Origin of the sequence: Streptococcus pseudopneumoniae (assembly GCF_038148955.1) — a bacterium.
Classification (GTDB): Bacteria; Bacillota; Bacilli; order Lactobacillales; family Streptococcaceae; genus Streptococcus; species Streptococcus pseudopneumoniae_T.
The window spans coordinates 1-23,164 of record NZ_JBBJZY010000022.1; the positions used below are offsets into that span (position 1 = coordinate 1).

Below are 23,164 nucleotides of genomic sequence, written 5' to 3' on the forward strand. Positions count from 1 at the left end.
TGCTAACGATGTCTGGGTGGTCAAGCGAAAAGGCAAGCGTGATTTGTTATTGCCTTATATCCCACCAGTAATTCTCAATGTTGATATTCCGAATAACCGCGTCGATGTGGAAATCTTAGAAGGGTTAGACGATGAAGATTGATATTTTAACCCTCTTTCCAGAGATGTTTTCTCCGTTAGAGCACTCAATCGTTGGAAAGGCTCGTGAAAAAGGGCTCTTGGATATCCAGTATCATAATTTTCGAGAATATGCTGAAAAGGCCCGCCATGTCGACGATGAGCCATACGGAGGCGGACAGGGGATGTTGCTCCGCGCGCAACCCATTTTCGATGCCTTTGACGCTATTGAAAAGAAAAATCCGCGCGTGATTCTCCTCGATCCAGCTGGAAAGCAGTTTGATCAGGCTTATGCTGAGGATTTGGCTCAAGAGGAAGAACTTATCTTTATCTGCGGTCACTATGAGGGCTATGATGAGCGGATCAAGACCTTGGTAACAGATGAGATTTCTCTAGGTGATTATGTCTTAACTGGAGGAGAATTGGCGGCCATGACTATGATTGACGCTACTGTGCGCCTGATTCCCGAAGTGATTGGCAAGGAGTCTAGCCACCAAGATGATAGTTTTTCTTCTGGTCTTCTCGAATATCCTCAGTACACACGTCCCTATGATTATCGAGGTATGCTTGTGCCAGATGTACTGATGAGCGGGCACCATGAAAAGATTCGTCAGTGGCGACTGTATGAGAGTTTAAAGAAAACCTATGAGCGCAGACCGGATTTGCTTGAACATTATCAACTGACAGCAGAAGAAGAAAAAATGCTGGCAGAAATCAAAGAAAACAAAGAATAAAGGAGAAACCTATGCAAGTAATCAAACGTAATGGCGAAATTGCTGAATTTAATCCAGATAAGATTTATCAAGCCATCTTAAAGGCAGCCCAGACTGTCTATGTATTGACAGATGATTTGCGTCAAAATCTTGCTCAAGTCACTAAGAAGGTAGTTTTGGATTTACAAGAAGCCAAGGTAGAACGTGCCACTATTAGCATGATTCAGTCTATGGTTGAACATCGTTTACTGGGTGCAGGTTACATTACCATTGCAGAACACTACATTTCCTATCGTTTACAACGTGACTTGGAAAGAAGTGGTTATGGAGATCATATCGCCGTTCATTTACATTTTGAACAAGTTCGCTAAGAAAAAAGAGTGGGATGAAGCAACTACATCTCACTCTTTCTTAAATCTATTTTTTTGGGCTGTTTGGACAGTTGAAGGGACAAATCGCAGGCGTTGAATATCGCTTATGTGGATAATACGGGTCACATTTTTAGCAAAATTTTTCACGATAATTTGTTGGCCTTGCTGATCGTATTTGATGATGTCACCTGTAAAACTTGTCTCAGACAAGATAAGGTGAACAGCGGTTTGTTTCTGGATAGCCTCTTCAATAGTGGCTGTAAGGGAGTTGGTTTCAGTCTGGTCAGGTTGGTCATGTCCATTTAAAAAGTCATGTATTTTATCTAGAACTTGCTGGAATTTATGTCTCATATTGGCCCCCCTTCTTTTATATCAATATTATATAAAATTTTCCTAAAATCTACAAGATTTTACGAATAAACTAATGAAAGCTAAAAAAAGGAGAAGAAAATGGCAGAATTTACATTTGAAATCGAAGAGCACTTATTGACTCTTTCTGAAAACGAAAAAGGTTGGACCAAGGAAATCAACCGTGTGAGCTTTAATGGTGCTCCTGCTAAGTTTGATATTCGTGCTTGGAGCCCAGATCATACTAAAATGGGTAAAGGGATTACTCTCTCTAATGAAGAATTTCAAACGATGGTGGATGCCTTTAAAGGCAACTAATACTTAATGAAAATCAAAGAGCAAACTAGGAAGCTAGCCGTAGGCAGTACTTGAGTACGGCAAGGCGAAGCTGACGTGGTTTGAATTTGATTTTCGAAGAGTATAAGTTTTCAAAATGAAAGAAAAGGATACTGAGTCATGACAACTCTATATCCTTTTTTAGTTGGTAAAGTAAGCCTGATTTTTAAGGCGTTGAAGTAGTGGACGGCTAATAAAACTAATAGCTAGAAGTTTACCAAGGTCTGGGATGATAAAAGGAAGAACCCCCACAAGAAGAGCTTTTTCAAATGGCATTCCAGCTAGGAAATGCAAGCTAAGAATCCCTCCGACAAAGACAAGGGCATCACCCAAGAGGTTTGTAAGAAAAATCTTGACAACACCACTCTTGCTGTTAGTTAGAGAGGAAGTAAGTCCAGAGTATACAAGATAAAACCAAAGATAACCCGCAGTAGGACCAACCAACGCCTGCAATCCTGCTCCACCTCCTGCAAAGACAGGAAGACCGATAGCACCTAGAAGAAGATAGAGTCCAACAGAAAGTACAGCCTCTCTCGGTCTAAAGACAGTAGCAATCAAGCCGATTGCAAAGTTTTGTAGAGTGAAGGGAACAGGCCCAATTGGAAGAGTGATTTGTGCCAATACAGCAATAAGAGCAGCCCCAATAGCAGGGATAGCATAAACGTGCGCTTTTTTCAAAAAAGTTAACCTCTTTTCTTATGTATAGTAACAATTATACTCGTAGGAGAAAGATTGTCAACCAATTTTTAAAAACAAGGTAACAAAAACTGTAACAGCCGATTTTGCTGACTAGGTAAGTTGTTTTCATCGATTTGTAAATCATCAAAAAAGAAGCAGACACATTTGTATCAGCTTCTTTTATTTCGATTAACGCATGGTTACAAATTCTTCAGATGCAGTTGGGTGAATCGCTACAGTTGCATCAAAGTCTGCCTTGGTTGCTCCCATTTTGATAGCAACAGCAAATCCTTGAATCATTTCATCAACACCATAGCCAATTCCATGAAGTCCGACAACTTTTTCTTCTGAACCAGCTGTAATCAATTTGAAACGAGTTTCTTGACGATTGCTGGTGCAAGCAGAGTACATAGAAGTAAAACTTGATTTGTAAACCTTGATTTGGTTTTGACCGTATTCTTTAATAGCTTGCTCTTCTGTCAAGCCAACAGTTCCGATAGCAGGGTGTGAAAAGACAACAGTTGGAATAGTTGTGTAGTCCATTTTTGCAGTTGTTTTTCCGTTAAAGAGACGTTCAGATAGGGTACGCCCAGCCTTGATTGCAACTGGAGTCAGTTCTTTTTCACCTGTTACATCACCTAGAGCGTAGATTCCTTCAACAACAGTATTTTGGTATTCATCCACTTGGATAAAGCCACGTTCGTTCAGGGTTACTCCAGCTTTTTCAAGTTGCAATCCCTTAACGTTTGGACGGCGACCAGTAGCCCAGATAACTTGGCTAGCTGTGTGACTGGTACCATCTTCGAAATGAATGGTAATGCCTTTAGCAGTTTTTTCTAACTTGGCAGGGACTTTGTGAGTATGAAGTGGCAAGTTTGTTCTTTCCATTTCCTTGACCAAACCTTCAACGATATAAGAATCAAAACCACGTAAAGGACGATCGCGGCGAACAAAGAGGTCTGTCTTGACACCAAAGGTGTGAAGTACGCCAGCCAATTCAACGGCGTTATAACCGGCACCTAGAATGGCAACTGACTCTGGCAATTCTTCCCAGGCAAATACATCATCAGAAGAGCCGCCTAGCTCAGCACCAGGAATATTTGGAATACTTGGATGGGCACCAGTAGCAATCACGATATGTTTAGCACGAATGAGTTCACCATTTACGCTAACAGTATGAGAATCTACAAATTCAGCATGACCTTCAATCAAGTCTACACCGTTGCGTTTAAAACTGCCATCATAAGAAGAACGAGCGCGATCAATGTAAGCTTCACGATTGCGACGTAGGGTTGCAAAGTCAAAGTTTAGATCAGTAGTTTTAAAGCCATAGTCTTCTCCAAATTGATGGAAAGTCTCAGCGATTTGTGCCCCGTACCACATGATTTTTTTAGGAACACAACCGACGTTGACACAGGTTCCACCTAGTTTCTTTTCCTCAATAACAGCCGCTTTGGCTCCATGTTCACCAGCACGGTTCATGGTAGCAATTCCTCCGCTACCTCCACCGATAGCAATGATATCATATTCTCTCATTGAAAACTCCTTTGTACTCTTTTAAATAGACTTGTTCGATAAGTATTTGAAGCAAGATTAGGTGGTCAGAAATTGAATTTTTAACCTTTCAATTTAGCCATAGTATGGTGCCTTCGTATCCTTACATCAGCTGCTACTCTTCGAAAATCTCTTCAAACCACGTCAGCGTCGCCTTACCTGCAACCTCAAAGAACTGCTTTGAGCAACCTGCGGTTAGCTTCCTAGCTTGCTCTTTGATTTTTATTGACTATAAAACAATCCATAACAGAACTATATAATATAGTTTCTAAGATGCCGAACGAGTCCAATAGTCGAGTGTCATTTTTTGATAGTCATATTCTATCTTTTTTTTGATTTGATTGCAAAAATCTGCTACGCACAAAAAATTGCAAAAAAGCTTGCCAAATAAGTCGAAATAATGTATTATATAACTAGTACAATAGAAAAGGGGGATTTCCGAACGATTGTTTAATCCTGAACTGTCATTATTTCCATCTGAACTGCATTGTTTGCTGGAGGGAAATCTGGTATAATAGCAAAGTATTATAAAAAAGAAAAGGAGTTTCATTATGAAGAAAAAGAATGGTAAAGCTAAAAAGTGGCAACTGTATGCAGCAATCGGTGCTGCGAGTGTAGTTGTATTGGGGGCTGGGGGCATCTTGCTCTTTAGACAACCCTCGCAAACTGATGTGAAGGATGAAACGCCACATCTAGTAGTGGCAAAAGAGGGAACTGTTGCTTCGTCGGTTTTATTGTCAGGAACAGTAACGGCAAAAAATGAACAATACGTTTATTTTGATGCTAGCAAGGGAGATTTAGATGAAATCCTTGTTTCTGTGGGGGATAAGGTCAGCGAAGGGCAGGCTTTAGTCAAGTACAGTAGTTCAGAAGCGCAGGCGGCCTATGATTCAGCTAGCCGAGCAGTCGCTAAGGCAGATCGTCATATCAATGAACTCAATCAAGCACGAAATGAAGCCGCTTCAGCTCCGGCTCCTCAAGCCTCTGCGCCAGCAGGAGGAGAAGATGCAACGGTGCAAAGCCCAACTACAGTGGCTGGAAATTCTGTTGCTTCTATTGACGCTCAATTAGGTGATGCCCGTGATGCGCGTGCAGACGCTGCGGCGCAATTAAGTAAGGCTCAAAGTCAGTTAGATGCAATGACGGTTCTCAGTACCCTAGAGGGAACTGTGGTCGAAGTCAACCACAATGTTTCTAAATCTCCAACAGGAGCTAGTCAAGTGGTAGTTCATGTCGTAAGCAATGAAAACTTGCAAGTTAAGGGTGAACTATCTGAATACAACCTTGCTAACCTATCTGTCGGACAAGAAGTAACCTTTACTTCTAAAGTTTACCAAGATAAGAGCTGGACTGGTAAGATTAGCTATATCTCTGATTACCCTAAAAACAATGGTGAAGCAGCAAGTACAGCTGTAGCAGCAGGCGGTAATTCTGGTTCTAAATATCCATATACTATTGATGTTACAAGTGAAATTGGTGACTTGAAACAAGGATTCTCAGTAAGTGTTGAGGTCAAGAATAAGAGTAAAGCCATTTTGGTTCCTCTAACAAGTGTTGTGACTGAAAATGATAAGAACTATGTCTGGGTGCTTGACGAGCAGAAAAAGGCCAAGAAAGTGGAAGTTGGTTTGGGCAATGCTGATGCAGACAACCAAGAAATCACTTCAGGTCTGACAAATGGAGTCAAGGTCATCAGTAATCCAACATCTTCCTTGGAAGAAGGAAAAGAGGTGAAGGCTGATGAAGCAACTAATTAGTCTAAAAAATATCTGCAGAAGCTACCGTAACGGTGACCAAGAACTGCAGGTTCTCAAAAATATCAACCTAGAAGTGAATGAGGGTGAGTTTGTTGCCATTATGGGACCATCTGGTTCTGGTAAGTCTACTCTCATGAATACGATTGGCATGTTGGATACACCAAGTAGTGGAGAGTATTATCTTGAAGGTCAAGAAGTGGCTGGACTAGGTGAAAAACAACTTGCCAAAGTTCGTAACCAACAAATCGGATTTGTCTTCCAGCAGTTCTTTCTTCTATCGAAACTTAATGCTCTGCAAAATGTAGAATTGCCCTTGATTTACGCAGGAGTTTCGTCTTCAAAACGTCGCAAGTTGGCTGAGGAGTATTTAGATAAGGTTGAATTGACAGAACGTAGTCATCATTTGCCTTCGGAATTATCTGGTGGTCAAAAGCAACGTGTGGCTATTGCGCGTGCCTTGGTAAACAATCCTTCTATTATCTTAGCAGACGAACCGACAGGAGCCTTGGATACCAAAACAGGCAACCAAATCATGCAATTATTGGTTGAATTAAATAAAGAAGGAAAAACTATTATCATGGTAACGCATGAGCCTGAAATCGCTGCTTATGCCAAACGTCAGATTGTTATTCGCGATGGAGTCATTTCGTCTGACAGTGCTCAGTTAGGAAAGGAGGAAAACTAAGATGCAGAATCTGAAATTTGCCTTTTCATCTATCATGGCTCACAAGATGCGTTCTTTGCTTACCATGATTGGGATTATTATCGGTGTTTCATCAGTTGTTGTGATTATGGCTTTGGGAGATTCCCTATCTCGTCAAGTCAATAAAGATATGACCAAATCTCAGAAAAATATTAGCGTCTTCTTCTCTCCTAAAAAAAGTAAAGATGGGTCCTTTACTCAGAAACAATCAGCTTTTACGGTTTCTGGAAAAGAAGAGGAAGTTCATGTTGAACCACCAAAACCGCAAGAATCTTGGGTCAAGGAGGCAGCCAAACTCAAGGGAGTGGATAATTACTATGTAACCAACTCAACGAACGCCATTTTGACTTATAAAGATAAAAAGGTTGAAAATGCCAATTTGACAGGTGGAAACAGAACTTATATGGAGGCTGTTAACAATGAAATTCTTGCAGGTCGTAGTCTAAGAGAGCAAGATTTCAAAGAGTTTGCAAGTGTCATTTTGCTAGATGAGGAATTGTCCATTAGTTTATTTGGCTCTCCACAAGAGGCTATTAACAAGGTTGTAGAAGTCAATGATTTTAGTTACCGAGTCATTGGGGTTTATACTAGTCCAGAGGCTAAAAGGTCAAAAATATATGGGTTTGGTGGCTTGCCTATTACTACCAATATCTCCCTTGCTGCGAATTTTAATGTAGATGAAATAGCTAATATTGTCTTTCGAGTGAATGATACCAGTTTAACTCCAACTCTGGGTCCAGAACTGGCACGAAAAATGACAGAACTTGCAGGCTTGCAACAGGGAGAATATCAGGTGGCAGATGAGTCGCTTACATTTGCAGAAATTCAACAATCGTTTAGTTTTATGACGACGATTATCAGTTCCATCGCAGGGATTTCCCTCTTTGTTGGAGGAACTGGTGTTATGAACATCATGCTGGTTTCTGTTACAGAGCGTACCCGTGAGATTGGTCTCCGTAAGGCTTTGGGTGCAACGCGTGCCAATATTTTAATCCAGTTTTTGATTGAATCCATGATTTTGACCTTGTTAGGTGGCTTAATTGGTTTGACAATTGCAAGTGGTTTAACTGCCTTAGCAGGTTTGTTACTGCAAGGTTTGATTACGGGTATAGAAGTGGGAGTATCGATCCCAGTTGCCCTATTTAGTCTTGCGGTTTCGGCTAGCGTGGGTATGATCTTTGGGGTCTTGCCAGCCAATAAGGCATCGAAACTTGATCCAATCGAAGCCCTTCGTTATGAATAAGATCAACAAGATGGACACTTGTCTATCTTGTTTTTGTATGGATTTCCCTATCGAAAATCACTAAAAATGTGATATAATGAAGTGTTAGAAAAACAGGTTTCATTTGCCTGGAAAGGAAAAATTATGTCTGAAAAGAATTTTTATATTACAACGCCGATTTACTACCCATCTGGGAAACTTCATATCGGTTCTGCCTACACAACCATCGCTTGTGATGTCCTAGCACGCTACAAACGCCTGATGGGCTACGATGTCTTTTATTTGACAGGTCTTGATGAACATGGTCAGAAAATCCAGCAAAAAGCAGAAGAAGCTGGCATTACACCTCAAGCCTATGTTGATGGGATGGCAGTTGGAGTCAAAGAACTCTGGCAATTACTAGATATCTCATACGATAAATTTATCCGTACAACTGATGACTACCACGAAAAAGTTGTCGCACAGGTCTTTGAGCGCTTGCTTGCTCAAGATGACATCTATTTGGGTGAATATTCTGGTTGGTACTCAGTCTCAGATGAGGAATTCTTTACAGAAAGCCAGCTCGCAGAAGTATTCCGTGATGAAGCTGGAAATGTAACTGGTGGAATCGCTCCATCAGGTCACGAGGTTGAATGGGTATCTGAAGAATCATACTTCCTTCGCCTTAGCAAATACCAAGATCGTTTGGTCGAATTTTTCAAAGCTCATCCTGAATTTATCACTCCAGATGGTCGTCTGAATGAAATGCTTCGCAACTTCATCGAGCCAGGTTTAGAGGATTTGGCAGTTTCTCGTACAACCTTTACCTGGGGTGTCCCAGTACCATCAAATCCTAAACACGTTGTCTATGTTTGGATTGATGCTCTGCTCAACTATGTGACAGCTCTTGGCTACGATCAAGACGAACACGCTAACTTTGACAAATTCTGGAATGGAACAGTCTTCCATATGGTAGGAAAAGACATCCTTCGTTTCCACTCAATCTATTGGCCAATCCTTCTTATGATGTTGGATATCAAATTGCCAGATCGTTTGATTGCCCATGGTTGGTTCGTCATGAAAGACGGCAAAATGTCTAAGTCTAAAGGGAATGTCGTTTACCCTGAAATGTTGGTAGAGCGCTATGGACTGGATCCACTTCGCTACTACCTCATGCGTAGCCTTCCAGTTGGTTCAGACGGAACCTTTACTCCAGAAGACTACGTTGGCCGTATCAACTATGAATTGGCTAATGACCTTGGAAACCTCCTCAACCGTACCGTTTCTATGATTAACAAGTACTTTGATGGTCAAATCCCTGCTTATGTAGAGGGTGTAACAGAGTTTGACAATGCGCTTGCTGAGGTTGCAGAACAATCAATCGCTGACTACCATACACACATGGAAGCAGTTGACTACCCACGTGCGCTTGAAGCAGTCTGGACCCTGATCTCTCGTACTAACAAATACATCGACGAGACAGCTCCATGGGTACTGGCAAAGGATGAAGCACTCCGCGATCAATTGGCAAGTGTCATGAGTCACTTGGCAGCCAGCCTTCGTGTCGTCGCTCACTTGATTGAACCATTTATGATGGAAACTAGTCGTGCGGTTATGACTCAACTTGGCTTAGCAGAAGTTTCTAGTCTTGAAAACTCGAGTTTGGCTGCTTTCCCTAAGGGTGTAACAGTAGTTGCCAAAGGAACACCAATCTTCCCACGCCTGGATATGGAAGAAGAAATCGCCTATATCAAGGAACAAATGGAAGGCAACAAGCCAGCTGTCGAAAAAGAATGGAATCCAGACGAAGTCGAACTCAAACTGAACAAGGAAGAAATCAAGTTTGAGGACTTTGACAAGGTTGAAATCCGTGTCGCAGAAGTCAAAGAAGTGTCTAAAGTAGAAGGTTCTGATAAGTTGCTTCAATTCCGCCTAGATGCAGGTGATGGTGAAGATCGTCAAATCCTCTCAGGAATTGCAAAATACTATCCAAACGAACAAGAATTGGTCGGCAAGAAAGTTCAAATCGTTGCTAACCTCAAACCTCGTAAAATGATGAAGAAATATGTCAGCCAAGGTATGATTCTCTCAGCTGAACATGATGGACAATTAACACTTCTTACAGTTGATCCAGCTGTACCAAACGGAAGTGTAATTGGGTAAAAATAGACAGGACTAGTTCATGCTAGTTCTGTTTTTTTATTTATACTTAATGAAAATCAAAGAGCAAACTAGGAAGCTAGTCTCAGGTTGCTCAAAGCACTGCTTTGAGGTTGTAGATGAAACTGACGAAGTCAGCTCAAAACACTGTTTTGAGGTTGTGGATAGAACTGACGAAGTCAGGTCAAAGCACTGCTTTGAGGTTGTAGATAGAACTGACGAAGTCAGGTCAAAGCACTGCTTTGAGGTTGTAGATAGAACTGACGAAGTCAGCTCAAAACACTGTTTTGAGGTTGTAGATAAGACTGACGAAGTCAGTCACATATATACCCTAAGGCGACGCTGATATGGTTTGAAGAGATTTTCGAAGAGGATTAACTATTATGCTTTACAAACTAGTGTGGAAGTAGTATACTATAGGTGAAGTCACTAGTAGGTATTACAAAATAGGTAAGAGGGGGGAAGGGATGAAAGAAACTCAACTATTAAAAGGTGTTCTTGAAGGTTGTGTCTTGGATATGATCGGTCAAAAAGAGCGATATGGCTATGAATTGGTTCAAACTTTGCGAGAGGCTGGATTTGACACTATCGTTCCAGGAACTATTTATCCTTTGTTGCAAAAGTTAGAAAAAAATCAATGGATAAGAGGCGATATGCGCCCGTCGCCAGATGGTCCAGATCGGAAGTATTTTTCGTTAACGAAAGAAGGAGAAGAGCGTGTCTCAGTCTTTTGGCAACAATGGGACGATTTGAGTCAAAAAGTAGAAGGGATTAAGAATGGGGGTTAAACCATGAAGAAAATGAAGTATTATGAAGAAACAAGCGCTTTGTTGCATGAGTTTTCTGAGGACAATCAGCAGTATTTTGAGGAACTGTGGGATAGTTTTAATCTTGCTGGATTTCTCTATGATGAGGACTATCTCAGAGAGCAAATCTATTTGATGATGTTAGATTTCTCAGAAGCAGAACGAGATGGCATGAGTGCAGAGGATTATTTAGGTAAGAATCCTAAAAAAATAATGAAAGAGATTCTCAAGGAAGCACCACGCAGTTCTATCAAGGAGTCCCTTTTGACACCAATTTTTGTCCTAGCGATATTACGTTACTATCATCTACTGGGTGATTTTTCTAAAGGTCCTCTCTTAACAGTCAATTTGCTAACATTTTTAGGACAACTTCTTCTTTTTCTGATTGGATTTGCTCTTGTGGCCACAATCTTACGTTGGGGCTTAGTCCAAGATTCTCCTAAAATGAAAACTGGCACCTATATTGTCGTTGGGATTCTTGTTCTGCTAGTTGTTCTAGGATATGTAGGAATGGGAAGTTTCATACAAGAAGGAGCCTTTTATCTTCCTGCTCCCTGGGATAGTTTATCTGTCTTTACGATTTCGCTGGTCATCAGTATTTGGAATTGGAAAGAACCGATTTTTCGTCCATTTGTTAGTATGATTATTGCCCATCTTGTGGTAGGTTCTCTGCTTCGTTACTATGAGTGGATGGGAATTTCAAATGTTTTCCTTACAAAATTCATTCCTTTAGCTGTTCTTTTTATTGGAATTTTTCTCTTGTTCCGTGGGTTTAAGAAGATAAAATGGAGTGAAATATAGTCAAAAAGCCGTTGCAAAGCGGTTTTTTGTTATAATTAAATGAAGAATGTTAGAAATTAAAGGAGAAAAACATGACATTTGAAGAAATCTTACCTGGCTTAAAGGCTAAGAAAAAATATGTACGTACTGGTTGGGGAGGTGCTGAAAACTATGTCCAACTTTTTGACACTATCGAGCAAAACGGGGTTGCACTTGAAGTGACGCCCTATTTCCTAATCAACGTGTCTGGGGAGGGAGAAGGTTTTTCCATGTGGAGTCCGACACCTTGTGATGTTTTGGCGACGGATTGGGTAGAAGTGCATGACTAGACGTGTACTCATTACGGGAGTAAGTTCAGGGATTGGTCTGGCTCAAGCCCGACTCTTTTTAGAGAATGGCTATCAAGTTTATGGAGTTGACCAAGGTGAAAATCCACTCTTAGAGGGTGATTTTCACTTTTTACAGAGAGATTTGATCTTGGACTTGGAGCCTATTTTTGACTGGTGTCCTCAGGTGGATATTTTGTGCAATACTGCTGGAGTTTTGGATGATTACAAACCACTGTTGGAACAAACGGCGCAGGAAATTCAAGAGATTTTTGAAATCAACTACATGACTCCTGTTGAGTTGACTCGCTATTATTTGACACAAATGCTGGAGAATAAAAAAGGGACCATTATCAATATGTGTTCCATTGCTTCGAGCCTAGCAGGTGGCGGTGGACACGCTTATACCTCCTCAAAGCACGCCTTGGCTGGATTTACCAAGCAGTTGGCTCTAGACTATGCAGAAGATGGGGTTCAGGTCTTTGGGATTGCTCCAGGAGCAGTTAAGACGGAGATGACCGCTGCTGACTTTGAACCAGGTGGGTTGGCTGACTGGGTAGCTAGTGAAACACCAATCAAGCGCTGGATTGAGCCAGAGGAAGTAGCAGAAATTAGCCTTTTCTTAGCAAGTGGAAAAGCAAGCGCCATGCAAGGACAAATCCTGACTATTGATGGTGGCTGGTCTTTGAGGTAGGAGTAGTTGGATGGAAATCAAAAATCACTTTGGAGTCTATGGTGTTTGCTATAAACATGGTTACCTTCTTTGTATTCAAAAAACAGCAGGTCCCTACAAAAATAGGTTAGACCTTCCCGGTGGTAGTCAGTAACTTGGAGAAGGACTGACGGAAACGCTGATTAGAGAAGTTTTGGAAGAGACAGGATATACTGGTAGAAGCTACTCCAATCCTCGAATCTACGATGTTTTTGTCAGAGAAGAGTTAACAAATTTTATGGTTCACCATGTCATGGCCTTCTATGATGTTGAAATGAATGAGGAGGCACCTCAAGTGAATATTTATGAAGCTGTGTCTGGTGGTGCGAATGATTCACTGGGATATATTTGGATGGATATTCAAAAAATCACAGAAGAAAATACATCACCATTAGTCTTGAAGGTTAAGTCTGAATTATTAGGATTTCCAGAACTGGACAAGACTTCTTACATGAATTGGAAGGTGAATGGCTATGAAAAACCAACTAGCTCTGAGTGGCGAAAAAATTCTTGAAAAAATTTATCCTCAACTATTGCACCACGTAGGTATGATTAGAGGCGAATACTTGTTGAGGGAGCTCAATCAAAACATCCTGTTACCAAGTTGTCAGCAATTTGTAAAAGATTACCTAGACACTATTTGTTCCTTGTACTCAGATGAGGAGGTCTGGTATCGTTTTTCTGAATTAACGAATACGGAAGCCAATTGTTTAGAGGGAACTAAACAGCATTTTGACGAACGTCATCCTTTGTTTGGCTATAGAGGGACCAGGCGTTTACTAGCGTGTCTGGATGAATTTCATGCTGAGGCAAATGTCGTTACAGAGATTTATCAAACCAATCCCAATCTGTCTGTTATTTTTCCTTTTGTCAATGATGCCGACCAATTAAAACAAGCTATTAGAGTATTGCGTCAGTAGGTTTTACTGGGAAAGTCGGCACTATGATTGAATTACCGTCAGCCTATTTTGACTTAGACAGGATACTGGAAACGGGCATTTCAAAGATTGTAGTTGGAATGAATGATTTGACTTCTTTCATTTTTGCGACTGTGAGAAACAGTCAATGGCATGATATGGAAAATCCAATAATGTTAGATATGCTAAGAGATATGCAGGATAAAGCAAGGATGAAAAAGATTGACTTTGCTGTAGCAGGCTATCTGAATGATTCTTTCATACAAAAAATGAATCAGTTGGGTATCAAGTGCATTATCCACTATAGTTCTATTCCAGCGATTTTTAATTTAGAGATTGACCATCCAGACTACCTCAAACGTGTAAAAGAAGAAAGTAAAAAATTACAAAGGAGATACCTATGACACCGCAAGAAATGTGGAATGCCTACAAGAAAATCAATCCTTCGATTGGAGATGAAATCGATGCTTGGGCTTTTGGAGTGGAAGCCGATCTCTTGGCAGATTTGGTTTTAAGAGGCGAAAAGACGGCAACAGCATCAGCCTACGACCTCTATGCACTAGAAGCCGACCTCCTTCCGCAAGAAGGGACATTTGATGTTATTTTAGACAGTCAAAATCAGGCTGTCTGCATTGTCGAAATTACAAAGGTTTCCGTTCAGCCTTTCAGTCAAGTTTCGGCTGACCATGCCTATAAGGAAGGTGAGGGAGACAAGACACTTATCTATTGGCGCCAGGTTCATGAGGATTTTTTCAGAGACTGCTTGGGTGAAGCAGGATTGACTTTTACACCTGAAAGCAAGGTTGTTTTAGAAGAATTTCGCAAGGTCTACCCTCTGTAGACTGCTAGACGGAAGAAAGTTTTAGAAATCGCCGTCCAATCCTTTTTTCTTGAGCAAAACATGATATAATAAGTTTGTTTGAAGAAGAGCTTTAGCTCTTAAACTTAGATAGGAGAAAACTATGCAAGCAGTTGAACATTTTATTAAGCAATTTGTTCCTGAACACTATGATTTATTTTTAGACTTGAGTCGTGAGACCAAGACGTTTTCTGGGAAGGTGAGCATCACTGGTCAAGCACAGAGTGACCGTATTTCCCTTCACCAAAAAGACTTGGAAATCGCTTCTGTAGAAGTTGCAGGTCAAGCTCGTCCATTTACAGTTGACCATGAAAATGAAGCCCTTCATATCGAATTGGCTGAGGCTGGTCAAGTTGAAGTGGTTCTTGCCTTTTCTGGTAAAATCACAGATAACATGACAGGGATCTATCCTTCTTACTATACAGTTGACGGAGTGAAGAAGGAAGTCTTGTCTACTCAGTTCGAGAGCCATTTTGCGCGCGAAGCCTTTCCATGTGTGGATGAGCCAGAAGCCAAGGCAACTTTTGACCTTTCTCTACGTTTTGACCAAGCAGAAGGTGAATTGGCCTTGTCTAACATGCCAGAAATCGATGTTGAAAACCGTAAGGAAACAGGTATCTGGAAGTTTGAGACAACACCTCGCATGTCTTCTTACTTGTTGGCCTTTGTTGCGGGTGATTTGCAAGGGGTAACCGCTAAAACCAAGAATGGTACCCTCGTTGGTGTATACTCTACCAAAGCACATCCACTTTCTAACCTTGATTTCTCTTTGGACATTGCCGTTCGCTCAATCGAGTTTTACGAAGATTACTACGGAGTTAAGTACCCAATTCCTCAATCTCTCCACATCGCCCTTCCTGACTTCTCAGCTGGTGCTATGGAAAACTGGGGTCTTGTGACCTACCGTGAAGTTTACTTGGTTGTCGATGAGAACTCTACATTTGCTAGCCGTCAACAAGTTGCCCTTGTTGTGGCCCATGAATTGGCTCACCAATGGTTTGGTAACCTCGTAACGATGAAATGGTGGGATGACCTTTGGCTCAATGAAAGCTTTGCCAACATGATGGAATACGTCTGTGTGGATGCTATTGAACCAAGCTGGAATATCTTTGAAGATTTCCAAACAGGTGGAGTACCTCTTGCTCTTGAACGTGACGCGACTGATGGCGTTCAGTCTGTCCACGTCGAAGTTAAACATCCAGATGAAATCAATACACTCTTTGACGGCGCTATCGTCTATGCCAAAGGAAGTCGCCTCATGCACATGCTTCGTCGTTGGCTAGGAGATGCTGATTTTGCCAAAGGTTTGCATGCCTACTTTGAAAAACATCAGTACAGCAATACAATTGGTCGTGACCTTTGGGATGCCCTTGGTCAAGCGTCAGGACGTGATGTCGCAGCCTTCATGGATTCTTGGTTGGAACAGCCTGGTTACCCAGTTCTTACTGTCAAAGTTGAAAATGATGTCTTGAAGATTTCACAAAAACAATTCTTCATCGGTGAGAACGAAGACAAGAACCGTCTCTGGGTTGTGCCACTCAATAGCAACTGGAAAGGCTTGCCAGATACACTTGAAACTGAAAGCATAGAAATTCCAGGCTACGCAGCTCTTCTTGCTGAAAATGACGGAGCTCTTCATTTCAATACTGAAAATACAGCCCACTACATTACAGACTATCAAGGGGACTTGTTGGATGCAGTTCTTGCTGACCTAGTTGAGCTTGATAACACAAGCAAACTGCAAATCGTCCAAGAACGTCGTTTGCTTGCTGAAGCAGGGCACATTTCTTATGCTGACTTGTTCCCAGTCCTTGATAAACTTGCCAAGGAAGAGTCTTACCTTGTCGTTTCAGCTGTTTCTGAAGTAATTTCTGCTCTTGAGCGCTTTATCGATGAAGGAACAGAAGCTGAAAGAGCTTTCAAAGCCTTGGTTGCTAAATTGGCTCGTCATAACTATGACCGTCTTGGTTTTGAAGCTAAAGATGGCGAATCAGATGAGGATGAATTGGTTCGTCAGCTGGCTGTTTCTATGATGATTCGCTCAAATGATGCAGAAGCTAGTCAAGTCGCTAGCCAAATCTTCGCGGCTCACAAGGATCAGCTTGCAGGACTTCCAGCAGCTATTCGCTCACAAGTCCTTATCAATGAGATGAAACATCATGAGACCAAAGACTTGTTAGTACTTTATCTTGACACTTATACGCACGCAACAGATGCTGTCTTTAAACGTCAGTTGGCAGCCGCTCTTGCCTATAGTAAAGATGCGGACAATATCCAAACCTTGATTGCTTCTTGGAAGGACAAATTTGTGGTCAAACCGCAGGACTTGTCTGCTTGGTATTACCAATTCCTAGCTCATCAAGCAACTCAGGAAACAGCTTGGTCTTGGGCGCGTGAAAACTGGGCTTGGATTAAAGCAGCTCTTGGAGGAGATATGAGCTTTGATAGCTTTGTTATCCTTCCTGCACACGTATTTAAGACTCAGCAACGATTGGCAGAATACAAGGAATTCTTTGAACCACAGCTTTCTGACCTTGCTCTTAGCCGTAACATCGGTATGGGAATCAAGGAAATTGCAGCGCGTGTTGACTTGATTAACCGTGAAAAAGCTGCAGTCGAAGCAGTCGTTCTTCAATATGGAACTAAATAATCAAGACTAAATAAAAGAAAACTCAGCTATCTCATGTAAAATGCAGAGAGTTGAGTTTTTTTTAAGGCAAATTTGGTATAATGGTTTTAATAAGGAGGAGTTTCTCATGATAAAAATCTTATTAGTTGAGGATGACCTAGGCTTGTCAAATTCAGTATTTGACTTTTTAGACGATTTTGCGGATGTCATGCAGGTATTTGATGGGGAAGAAGGTCTCTACGAAGCCGAAAGTGGTGTCTATGACTTGATTTTGCTCGATTTAATGTTACCTGAAAAAAATGGCTTCCAAGTCTTGAAAGAATTGCGTGAAAAGGGGATTACGACTCCAGTTCTGATCATGACCGCCAAGGAAAGCTTGGATGACAAGGGACATGGATTTGAACTGGGAGCGGATGATTATCTGACCAAACCTTTTTACCTAGAAGAACTCAAAATGCGGATTCAAGCCCTTCTCAAACGTTCAGGTAAGTTTAATGAAAATACGCTATCTTATGGAGATATTCTCATCAATTTATCAACAAATACCGTTAAGGTCGAAGATACTCCTGTCGAATTGCTGGGTAAAGAGTTTGATTTATTAGTTTATTTCCTTCAAAATCAAAATGTTATTTTGCCTAAGACTCAGATTTTTGATCGTCTATGGGGATTTGATAGTGATACAACGATTTCGGTTGTCGAAGTTTATGTTTCAAAAGTCCGTAAGAAATTAAAAGGAACCACTTTTGCAGAGAATTTGCAAACCTTGCGCAGTGTTGGGTATATTTTAAAAGATGTTCAGTAAACTAAAAAAAACATGGTATGCGGATGACTTTAGCTACTTTATCCGCAACTTTGGTGTCTTCACCCTGATTTTCTCTACCATGACCTTGATTATTTTGCAGGTCATGCATTCGAGTCTTTATACTTCGGTGGATGATACACTCCATGGCTTGAGTAAGAATCCTCAGGCGGTTATTCAGTTGGCAGTAAATAGGGCAACAGAAGAGATTAAAGATTTAGAAAATGCCGCTACAGATACTAGCAAGACTGAGATAAAACCTAATGTCAGTTCCAATACGGAAGTCATTCTTTTTGATAAGAATTTTACCCAGCTTCTTTCTGGAAATCGATTTTTGGGCTTGGATAAGATTAAGTTAGAGAAGAAAGAGCTAGGCCATATCTATCAGATCCAGGTTTATAATAGCTATGGGCGGGAAGAAATCTATCGTATGATTTTGATGGAGACAAATATTGACTCTGTGTCAACCAACGTAAAATATGCTGCTGTTTTGATTAACACCAGCCAGCTGGAGCAAGCCAGTCAAAAGCATGAACAATTGATTGTGGTCGTGATGGCAAGTTTCTGGATTTTGTCTTTGCTTGCCAGTCTCTATCTAGCTAGGATCAGTGTTCGTCCTCTGCTTGAGAGCATGCAGAAGCAGCAGTCCTTTGTGGAAAATGCCAGTCATGAGTTACGAACTCCACTTGCAGTTTTGCAAAATCGTTTAGAGACCCTTTTTCGTAAGCCAGAAGCTACCATTATGGATGTGAGCGAAAGCATTGCATCGAGTTTGGAAGAAGTCCGAAATATGCGTTTTTTGACGACAAACTTGTTGAATTTGGCTCGTAGAGATGACGGGATTAAGCCGGAACTTGCAGAAGTTCCAACTAGCTTTTTCAATACGACTTTCACAAACTATGAGATGATTGCTTCGGAAAATGACCGTGTCTTCCGTTTTGAAAATCGCATCCATCGCACGATTGTCACAGACCAGCTTCTCTTGAAGCAGTTGATGACGATTCTCTTTGACAATGCCGTCAAGTATACTGAAGAGGATGGTGAAATTGATTTTCTTATCTCGGCGACCGATCGCAATCTGTATTTACTGGTTTCTGATAATGGAGTCGGTATTTCGACAGAAGATAAGAAGAAGATTTTTGATCGTTTTTATCGAGTAGACAAGGCTAGAACTCGGCAAAAAGGTGGTTTTGGTTTAGGATTATCTCTGGCCAAGCAAATTGTAGATGCCTTAAAAGGAACCATTACTGTTAAAGATAATAAACCAAAGGGAACAATCTTTGAAGTGAAGATTGCCATCCACACACCATCTAAAAAGAAAAAATAAACATATCGCCCCATCTGGAGCGATATGTTTATTTTTTAAGTTTTCGTTTGATAATAGAGCGTTGGACTTTTAAAACAAGTAAGCTGGATACTATTGCTGCGGGTAAGGCGAGCACAGTTGTTAATTTTAATGATAAAAAGATAAAACTAAAGATGGCAATGCAGATACAAAAAACAGCGATATTGACAAAAAATAAAATTTCTTTGAGATTGCCATCAGCTGGTGTTTCAGGTGTATAAGCTTGATAATGAGGAAGTTGCTGGTTTAATTCTTCTTGATAGTCTACCTCATAGGATTGTAATTTTCTTACGGGCATGATTCTCTCCTTAACAGTACATACCTATTTTATCATTTTTTCAGTAGAGAATTATTACAGAAAGGTTACAAAAAGAATAAAGTCCCTTTTCATTTTTAAAGAATAGCTGATTTTGGAGAAATATGGTATAATTTTTCTTATGGAAAAGATTATCATTACAGCAACTGCTGAAAGTATTGAACAAGTTAAACAATTGCTTGAGGCTGGCGTAGACCGTATCTATGTTGGCGAGAAAGATTTTGGCCTTCGTCTGCCAACAACCTTTAGTTATGACCAATTGCGTGAAATCGCTAATCTGGTTCATGATGCTGGTAAGGAATTGATTGTTGCAGTCAATGCCCTCATGCACCAAGATATGATGGACCGTATCAAACCTTTCTTAGACTTTTTGGAAGAAATCAAGACAGACTACATTACGATTGGGGATGCAGGTGTCTTTTACGTAGTCAACCGCGATGGTTATTCATTTAAGACCATTTATGATGCTTCAACTATGGTGACAAGCAGTCGTCAGATCAACTTCTGGGGACAAAAGGCTGGCGCATCTGAGGCTGTTTTGGCGCGTGAAATTCCATCTGCAGAACTTTTCAAAATGCCAGAGATTTTGGAAATTCCTGCTGAAGTTTTGGTTTACGGTGCCAGTGTCATCCATCATTCTAAACGTCCGCTCTTGCAAAACTATTATAACTTTACGCATATCGATGATGAAAAGACTCGCAAGCGTGACCTCTTCTTGGCTGAGCCAAGTGATCCTGAGAGCCACTATTCCATTTTTGAAGACAATCATGGTACCCACATCTTTGCCAACAATGACCTTGATTTGATGACCAAATTGACAGAATTGGTGGAGCATGGTTTCACTCACTGGAAACTAGAAGGGCTCTACACTCCAGGTCAGAACTTTGTTGAGATTGCAAGACTCTTTATCCAAGCGCGTAGCTTGATTCAAGAGGGCAACTTTAGCCATGATCAAGCCTTCTTGCTGGATGAAGAAGTTCGTAAACTTCACCCTAAAAACCGTTTCCTTGATACAGGATTTTATGATTACGATCCTGATATGGTTAAATAAAGCAAATGATTCGTTGAGAGAAGGAAAATGCAAACATTTCTTCTCTCAATTTTTCTTATTCTCCAATATTTTCAAAAAAATAAGTAGGCTAGGATGCTCTGTTTGCTGGGATTTTTAAGACAAGTAGTGTTCTTGAGTTTGAAACTAATCACATGTTTGCAGGTGCCAAATGGCCCTTTTTTTGGTATAATTTTTTATAATGAAAACGATTGGTAATCGCTATGTTGTGGTGGATTTAGAGGCAACTAGCACAGGTAGTAAGGCTAAAATTATCCAAGTGGGAATTGTCGTGATTGAGGACGGAAAAATCGTCGATCACTATACGACGGATGTCAATCCACATGAACCCTTAGATGCTCATATCAAAGAACTGACAGGATTGACAGACCAACGTCTGGCGCAAGCACCTGATTTTTCGCAAGTTGCTAGAAAAATCTTTGACTTGGTGGAGGATGGGATTTTTGTAGCCCACAATGTTCAGTTTGATGCCAATCTCTTGGCGGAAAATTTATTTTTTGAAGGCTATGAACTAAGAAATCCTCGTGTTGACACGGTCGAATTGGCCCAGGTCTTTTTCCCTGAACTGGAAAAATATAGTTTGCCGATATTGTGTCGAGAATTAGGAATTCCTCTTAAACATGCCCATACAGCCCTCTCAGATGCCCAAGCTACAGCAGAATTACTCTTGTTTTTACGGGAAAAGATGGCCCAGCTTCCGAAAGACCTCTTGGAACGCTTGCTGGAAATGGCTGACGCTCTCTTATATGAGTCCTACTTGGTTATTGAAGAAATTTATCGCAGCCAATCTATCCTGACTTCTCCAGACTTGGTTGAAGTTCAAGGACTGTATTTCAAGAAAACTGCAGCTCCCCTGGAACCACGAAAACTATCCCAAGATTTTTCTAAAAATATTTCTTTGTTAAACCTTGAAGTGAGGGAGGAACAAGAACGTTTTGCTAAAGAGGTCGACTTACTTTTGAAAGATGAGCCTGTCTCTCTGATTCAAGCGCCGACAGGGATTGGGAAAACCTATGGCTATCTCTTACCCGCTTTGTCCCAAGTGAAAAATCGTCAGATTGTCCTTAGTGTTCCGACAAAGATTCTTCAAAATCAAATCATGGAAGAAGAAGGTAAACGTCTCAAGGAAGTATTCCATACAGATATCCATAGTTTAAAGGGGCCACAGAATTACCTGAAGTTGGATGCCTTTTATCGTTCATTGCAGGAAAATGATGAAAATCGCTTATTTAGACGCTTTAAAATGCAACTCTTGGTCTGGTTGACAGAGACAGAAACCGGGGATTTGGATGAGATTGGTCAGCTTTACCGTTACCAACATTTTCTGACAGATCTTCGTCATGATGGAAATGTATCATCCAAGAGCTTATTTATGACGGAAGATTTTTGGAAACGTAGTCAGGAAAGAGCAGAGACTTGCAAGCTTTTAGTGACCAATCATGCCTATCTTGTAACCAGACTGGAAGATAATCCTGAATTTGTCAGCGACCGTTTATTGATTATTGATGAAGTCCAAAAGATTTTGTTAGCTCTAGAAAATCTGCTTCAAGAGACCTACGATATCCAGTCTATTATCGATTTGCTTGATAAGGCTTTAGTAGGAGAAGAAAATAGGATTCAACAACGAATACTAGAAAGTATTCGCTTTGAGTGCTTCTACTTGATAGAACAATTTCAGTCTGGCAAATCTCGAAAAAATATCTCAGATTCTCTTGCCAATCTTCACCAGTATTTTTCAGAATTAGAGGTAGAAGGCTTTGAGGAACTGGTTCGCTATTTTACGGCTGAAGGTGATTACTGGCTTGAAGCAACTGAAACGAGTCAAAAGAAAATTCAGATTTCTTCTACAAAATCAGGTCGTATTCTTCTATCTTCTTTAGTGCCTGATTCATGTCAAGTCTTGGGAGTGTCGGCCACTCTTGAGATTAGTCAGAGGGTTTCTTTGGCAGACCTTTTAGGTTATCCCGAAGCCAAATTTATTAAGATTGAAGCTTGTAAAAAACAGGAACAAGAGGTGGTCTTGGTCAAAGATTTTCCCCTAGTAACAGAAACATCCTTAGAAATTTATGCCCAAGAAGTAGCTGATTTACTGATGGATGTTCAAGTTTTCCAACAACCGATTTTGGTTCTCTTTACTGCTAAAGACATGCTTCTAGCAGTATCGGATTTACTTCCAGTTAGCCATCTGGCCCAGTATAAAAATGGGAATGTTCATCAGCTAAAGAAACGCTTTGAAAAAGGTGAACAACAAATCCTGCTTGGTGCAGCAAGTTTCTGGGAAGGAGTCGATTTTTCAAGTCATCCTTTTGTGATTCAGGTTGTACCGAGACTTCCTTTCCAAAATCCTCAAGAGCCCTTGACGAAAAAGATCAATCAGGAACTAATTCAAGAAGGGAAAAATGCCTTTTATGATTATCAATTGCCAATGGCCATTATTCGTTTAAAACAGGCTTTGGGAAGAAGTATGAGACGTGAACACCAACGTTCTTTAACCCTCATTCTGGATAGAAGAATCGTCGGAAAACGATACGGCAAGCAAATAGTGACTTCTCTAGCAAAAGAAGCGAGTGTTACAACGATTGCTCAATCTGAAGTTAATGAGGCTATTGATAGATTTTTAAATGAACTTTGATAAATAGTATTGTATGAAAGTATAAGGTTAGTGTAT

General features: G+C 40.7%; 22 protein-coding genes and 3 pseudogenes. 21 read left to right on the forward strand and 4 right to left on the reverse strand.

Annotated features, from left to right (window positions below):
• From WKI23_RS08020 to WKI23_RS08030, 3 genes and pseudogenes are all read left to right on the forward strand, one after another.
• Positions 1-142, forward strand: a pseudogene (locus WKI23_RS08020) (ribosome maturation factor RimM); the annotation flags it as partial.
• On the forward strand, positions 132-851 hold the full coding sequence (gene trmD, locus WKI23_RS08025) for a tRNA (guanosine(37)-N1)-methyltransferase TrmD (RefSeq protein WP_368079551.1): 720 nt from the start codon (positions 132-134) through the stop codon (positions 849-851). The pseudogene WKI23_RS08020 and the gene trmD, both read left to right, overlap by 11 nt.
• Positions 852-862: 11 nt before the next feature.
• A complete protein-coding gene (locus WKI23_RS08030) occupies positions 863-1,201 on the forward strand; it encodes an ATP cone domain-containing protein (protein ID WP_261061797.1) in 339 nt (112 codons plus the stop codon).
• Positions 1,202-1,231: 30 nt separating this feature from the next.
• On the opposite strand, the gene WKI23_RS08035 is transcribed toward WKI23_RS08030, so the two are convergent.
• On the reverse strand, positions 1,232-1,552 hold the full coding sequence (locus WKI23_RS08035) for a hypothetical protein (RefSeq protein WP_368079552.1): 321 nt from the start codon (positions 1,550-1,552) through the stop codon (positions 1,232-1,234).
• Positions 1,553-1,651: 99 nt separating this feature from the next.
• On the opposite strand from WKI23_RS08035, the gene WKI23_RS08040 reads away from it, so the two are divergent.
• Complete coding sequence (locus WKI23_RS08040) at positions 1,652-1,867, forward strand: YdbC family protein (protein WP_000807422.1); 216 nt, start codon at positions 1,652-1,654, stop codon at positions 1,865-1,867.
• 159 nt (positions 1,868-2,026) lie between these two features.
• On the opposite strand, the gene WKI23_RS08045 is transcribed toward WKI23_RS08040, so the two are convergent.
• Both WKI23_RS08045 and gor read right to left on the reverse strand, forming a co-directional pair.
• The gene (locus WKI23_RS08045) at positions 2,027-2,563 is read right to left on the reverse strand and encodes a biotin transporter BioY (RefSeq protein WP_368079553.1); all 537 of its coding nucleotides are present in this window, start codon (positions 2,561-2,563) and stop codon (positions 2,027-2,029) included.
• Positions 2,564-2,752: 189 nt separating this feature from the next.
• On the reverse strand, positions 2,753-4,099 hold the full coding sequence (gene gor, locus WKI23_RS08050; RefSeq protein ID WP_368079554.1) for a glutathione-disulfide reductase: 1,347 nt from the start codon (positions 4,097-4,099) through the stop codon (positions 2,753-2,755).
• Between the two features lie 569 nt (positions 4,100-4,668).
• Here gor and WKI23_RS08055 point away from each other — a divergent pair.
• From WKI23_RS08055 to ciaH, 15 genes and pseudogenes are all read left to right on the forward strand, one after another.
• A complete protein-coding gene (locus tag WKI23_RS08055) occupies positions 4,669-5,874 on the forward strand; it encodes an efflux RND transporter periplasmic adaptor subunit (protein WP_368079555.1) in 1,206 nt (401 codons plus the stop codon).
• Complete coding sequence (locus WKI23_RS08060) at positions 5,858-6,559, forward strand: ABC transporter ATP-binding protein (protein ID WP_368079556.1); 702 nt, start codon at positions 5,858-5,860, stop codon at positions 6,557-6,559. Before WKI23_RS08055 ends, WKI23_RS08060 begins: the two co-directional genes overlap by 17 nt.
• A gap of 1 nt (position 6,560) precedes the next feature.
• A complete protein-coding gene (locus tag WKI23_RS08065; RefSeq protein WP_368079557.1) occupies positions 6,561-7,820 on the forward strand; it encodes an ABC transporter permease in 1,260 nt (419 codons plus the stop codon).
• 123 nt (positions 7,821-7,943) lie between these two features.
• Positions 7,944-9,941, forward strand: coding sequence for a methionine--tRNA ligase (gene metG / locus WKI23_RS08070; RefSeq protein ID WP_368079558.1), 1,998 nt, complete (start codon positions 7,944-7,946; stop codon positions 9,939-9,941).
• 49 nt (positions 9,942-9,990) lie between these two features.
• Positions 9,991-10,284, forward strand: a complete 294-nt coding sequence (locus tag WKI23_RS08075) for a hypothetical protein (RefSeq protein WP_368079559.1) — start codon at positions 9,991-9,993, stop codon at positions 10,282-10,284.
• Between the two features lie 121 nt (positions 10,285-10,405).
• Positions 10,406-10,726: a PadR family transcriptional regulator gene (locus WKI23_RS08080; RefSeq protein WP_000665422.1), complete on the forward strand. Its 321-nt coding sequence runs from the start codon at positions 10,406-10,408 to the stop codon at positions 10,724-10,726.
• A 3-nt stretch (positions 10,727-10,729) separates the two neighbouring features.
• Positions 10,730-11,545, forward strand: coding sequence for a hypothetical protein (locus tag WKI23_RS08085; RefSeq protein ID WP_368079560.1), 816 nt, complete (start codon positions 10,730-10,732; stop codon positions 11,543-11,545).
• Positions 11,546-11,616: 71 nt separating this feature from the next.
• Positions 11,617-11,853, forward strand: coding sequence for a DUF2829 domain-containing protein (locus tag WKI23_RS08090; RefSeq protein WP_000141913.1), 237 nt, complete (start codon positions 11,617-11,619; stop codon positions 11,851-11,853).
• Entirely contained in the window at positions 11,846-12,544 is a 699-nt protein-coding gene (locus WKI23_RS08095; RefSeq protein WP_368079561.1) for a 3-oxoacyl-ACP reductase, read from the forward strand. The genes WKI23_RS08090 and WKI23_RS08095 overlap by 8 nt, the downstream gene beginning before the upstream one ends.
• A 10-nt stretch (positions 12,545-12,554) precedes the next feature.
• Positions 12,555-13,076 (forward strand): annotated as a pseudogene (locus WKI23_RS08100) (NUDIX hydrolase).
• Positions 13,036-13,938, forward strand: a pseudogene (locus WKI23_RS08105) (putative PEP-binding protein). Before WKI23_RS08100 ends, WKI23_RS08105 begins: the two co-directional pseudogenes overlap by 41 nt.
• Positions 13,880-14,320, forward strand: a complete 441-nt coding sequence (locus tag WKI23_RS08110; RefSeq protein ID WP_368079562.1) for an ASCH domain-containing protein — start codon at positions 13,880-13,882, stop codon at positions 14,318-14,320. Before WKI23_RS08105 ends, WKI23_RS08110 begins: the two are co-directional and overlap by 59 nt.
• 121 nt (positions 14,321-14,441) lie before the next feature.
• Positions 14,442-16,988 (forward strand): M1 family metallopeptidase, encoded by a 2,547-nt coding sequence (locus WKI23_RS08115; RefSeq protein WP_368079563.1) that lies wholly within the window; start codon positions 14,442-14,444, stop codon positions 16,986-16,988.
• A gap of 106 nt (positions 16,989-17,094) precedes the next feature.
• Positions 17,095-17,769 (forward strand): two-component system response regulator CiaR, encoded by a 675-nt coding sequence (gene ciaR, locus WKI23_RS08120; protein WP_000590627.1) that lies wholly within the window; start codon positions 17,095-17,097, stop codon positions 17,767-17,769.
• Positions 17,759-19,093 carry a two-component system sensor histidine kinase CiaH gene (gene ciaH / locus WKI23_RS08125; protein WP_368079564.1) on the forward strand — a complete coding sequence of 445 codons (1,335 nt, stop codon included), beginning with the start codon at positions 17,759-17,761 and terminating at the stop codon, positions 19,091-19,093. Before ciaR ends, ciaH begins: the two co-directional genes overlap by 11 nt.
• Positions 19,094-19,121: 28 nt before the next feature.
• On the opposite strand, the gene WKI23_RS08130 is transcribed toward ciaH, so the two are convergent.
• On the reverse strand, positions 19,122-19,409 hold the full coding sequence (locus WKI23_RS08130; RefSeq protein WP_368079565.1) for a DUF3270 domain-containing protein: 288 nt from the start codon (positions 19,407-19,409) through the stop codon (positions 19,122-19,124).
• Between the two features lie 139 nt (positions 19,410-19,548).
• On the opposite strand from WKI23_RS08130, the gene WKI23_RS08135 reads away from it, so the two are divergent.
• Both WKI23_RS08135 and WKI23_RS08140 read left to right on the forward strand, forming a co-directional pair.
• Entirely contained in the window at positions 19,549-20,478 is a 930-nt protein-coding gene (locus tag WKI23_RS08135; RefSeq protein ID WP_368079566.1) for a peptidase U32 family protein, read from the forward strand.
• A 199-nt stretch (positions 20,479-20,677) separates the two neighbouring features.
• Positions 20,678-23,128 (forward strand): bifunctional DnaQ family exonuclease/ATP-dependent helicase, encoded by a 2,451-nt coding sequence (locus WKI23_RS08140; RefSeq protein WP_368079567.1) that lies wholly within the window; start codon positions 20,678-20,680, stop codon positions 23,126-23,128.
• Positions 23,129-23,164 lie beyond the last annotated feature (36 nt).

Excerpts from the sequence above, each read along its gene's own strand:
- trmD (WP_368079551.1), top strand. The coding sequence starts at position 132 with ATGAAGATTGATATTTTAACCCTCTTTCCAGAGATGTTTTCTCCGTTA.
- WKI23_RS08030 (WP_261061797.1), top strand. The coding sequence starts at position 863 with ATGCAAGTAATCAAACGTAATGGCGAAATTGCTGAATTTAATCCAGAT.
- WKI23_RS08035 (WP_368079552.1), bottom strand. The coding sequence starts at position 1,552 with ATGAGACATAAATTCCAGCAAGTTCTAGATAAAATACATGACTTTTTA.
- WKI23_RS08040 (WP_000807422.1), top strand. The coding sequence starts at position 1,652 with ATGGCAGAATTTACATTTGAAATCGAAGAGCACTTATTGACTCTTTCT.
- gor (WP_368079554.1), bottom strand. The coding sequence starts at position 4,099 with ATGAGAGAATATGATATCATTGCTATCGGTGGAGGTAGCGGAGGAATT.
- WKI23_RS08055 (WP_368079555.1), top strand. The coding sequence starts at position 4,669 with ATGAAGAAAAAGAATGGTAAAGCTAAAAAGTGGCAACTGTATGCAGCA.
- WKI23_RS08060 (WP_368079556.1), top strand. The coding sequence starts at position 5,858 with ATGAAGCAACTAATTAGTCTAAAAAATATCTGCAGAAGCTACCGTAAC.
- WKI23_RS08065 (WP_368079557.1), top strand. The coding sequence starts at position 6,561 with ATGCAGAATCTGAAATTTGCCTTTTCATCTATCATGGCTCACAAGATG.
- metG (WP_368079558.1), top strand. The coding sequence starts at position 7,944 with ATGTCTGAAAAGAATTTTTATATTACAACGCCGATTTACTACCCATCT.
- WKI23_RS08075 (WP_368079559.1), top strand. The coding sequence starts at position 9,991 with ATGAAAATCAAAGAGCAAACTAGGAAGCTAGTCTCAGGTTGCTCAAAG.
- WKI23_RS08080 (WP_000665422.1), top strand. The coding sequence starts at position 10,406 with ATGAAAGAAACTCAACTATTAAAAGGTGTTCTTGAAGGTTGTGTCTTG.
- WKI23_RS08085 (WP_368079560.1), top strand. The coding sequence starts at position 10,730 with ATGAAGAAAATGAAGTATTATGAAGAAACAAGCGCTTTGTTGCATGAG.
- WKI23_RS08090 (WP_000141913.1), top strand. The coding sequence starts at position 11,617 with ATGACATTTGAAGAAATCTTACCTGGCTTAAAGGCTAAGAAAAAATAT.
- WKI23_RS08095 (WP_368079561.1), top strand. The coding sequence starts at position 11,846 with ATGACTAGACGTGTACTCATTACGGGAGTAAGTTCAGGGATTGGTCTG.
- WKI23_RS08110 (WP_368079562.1), top strand. The coding sequence starts at position 13,880 with ATGACACCGCAAGAAATGTGGAATGCCTACAAGAAAATCAATCCTTCG.
- WKI23_RS08115 (WP_368079563.1), top strand. The coding sequence starts at position 14,442 with ATGCAAGCAGTTGAACATTTTATTAAGCAATTTGTTCCTGAACACTAT.
- ciaR (WP_000590627.1), top strand. The coding sequence starts at position 17,095 with ATGATAAAAATCTTATTAGTTGAGGATGACCTAGGCTTGTCAAATTCA.
- ciaH (WP_368079564.1), top strand. The coding sequence starts at position 17,759 with ATGTTCAGTAAACTAAAAAAAACATGGTATGCGGATGACTTTAGCTAC.
- WKI23_RS08130 (WP_368079565.1), bottom strand. The coding sequence starts at position 19,409 with ATGCCCGTAAGAAAATTACAATCCTATGAGGTAGACTATCAAGAAGAA.
- WKI23_RS08135 (WP_368079566.1), top strand. The coding sequence starts at position 19,549 with ATGGAAAAGATTATCATTACAGCAACTGCTGAAAGTATTGAACAAGTT.
- WKI23_RS08140 (WP_368079567.1), top strand. The coding sequence starts at position 20,678 with ATGAAAACGATTGGTAATCGCTATGTTGTGGTGGATTTAGAGGCAACT.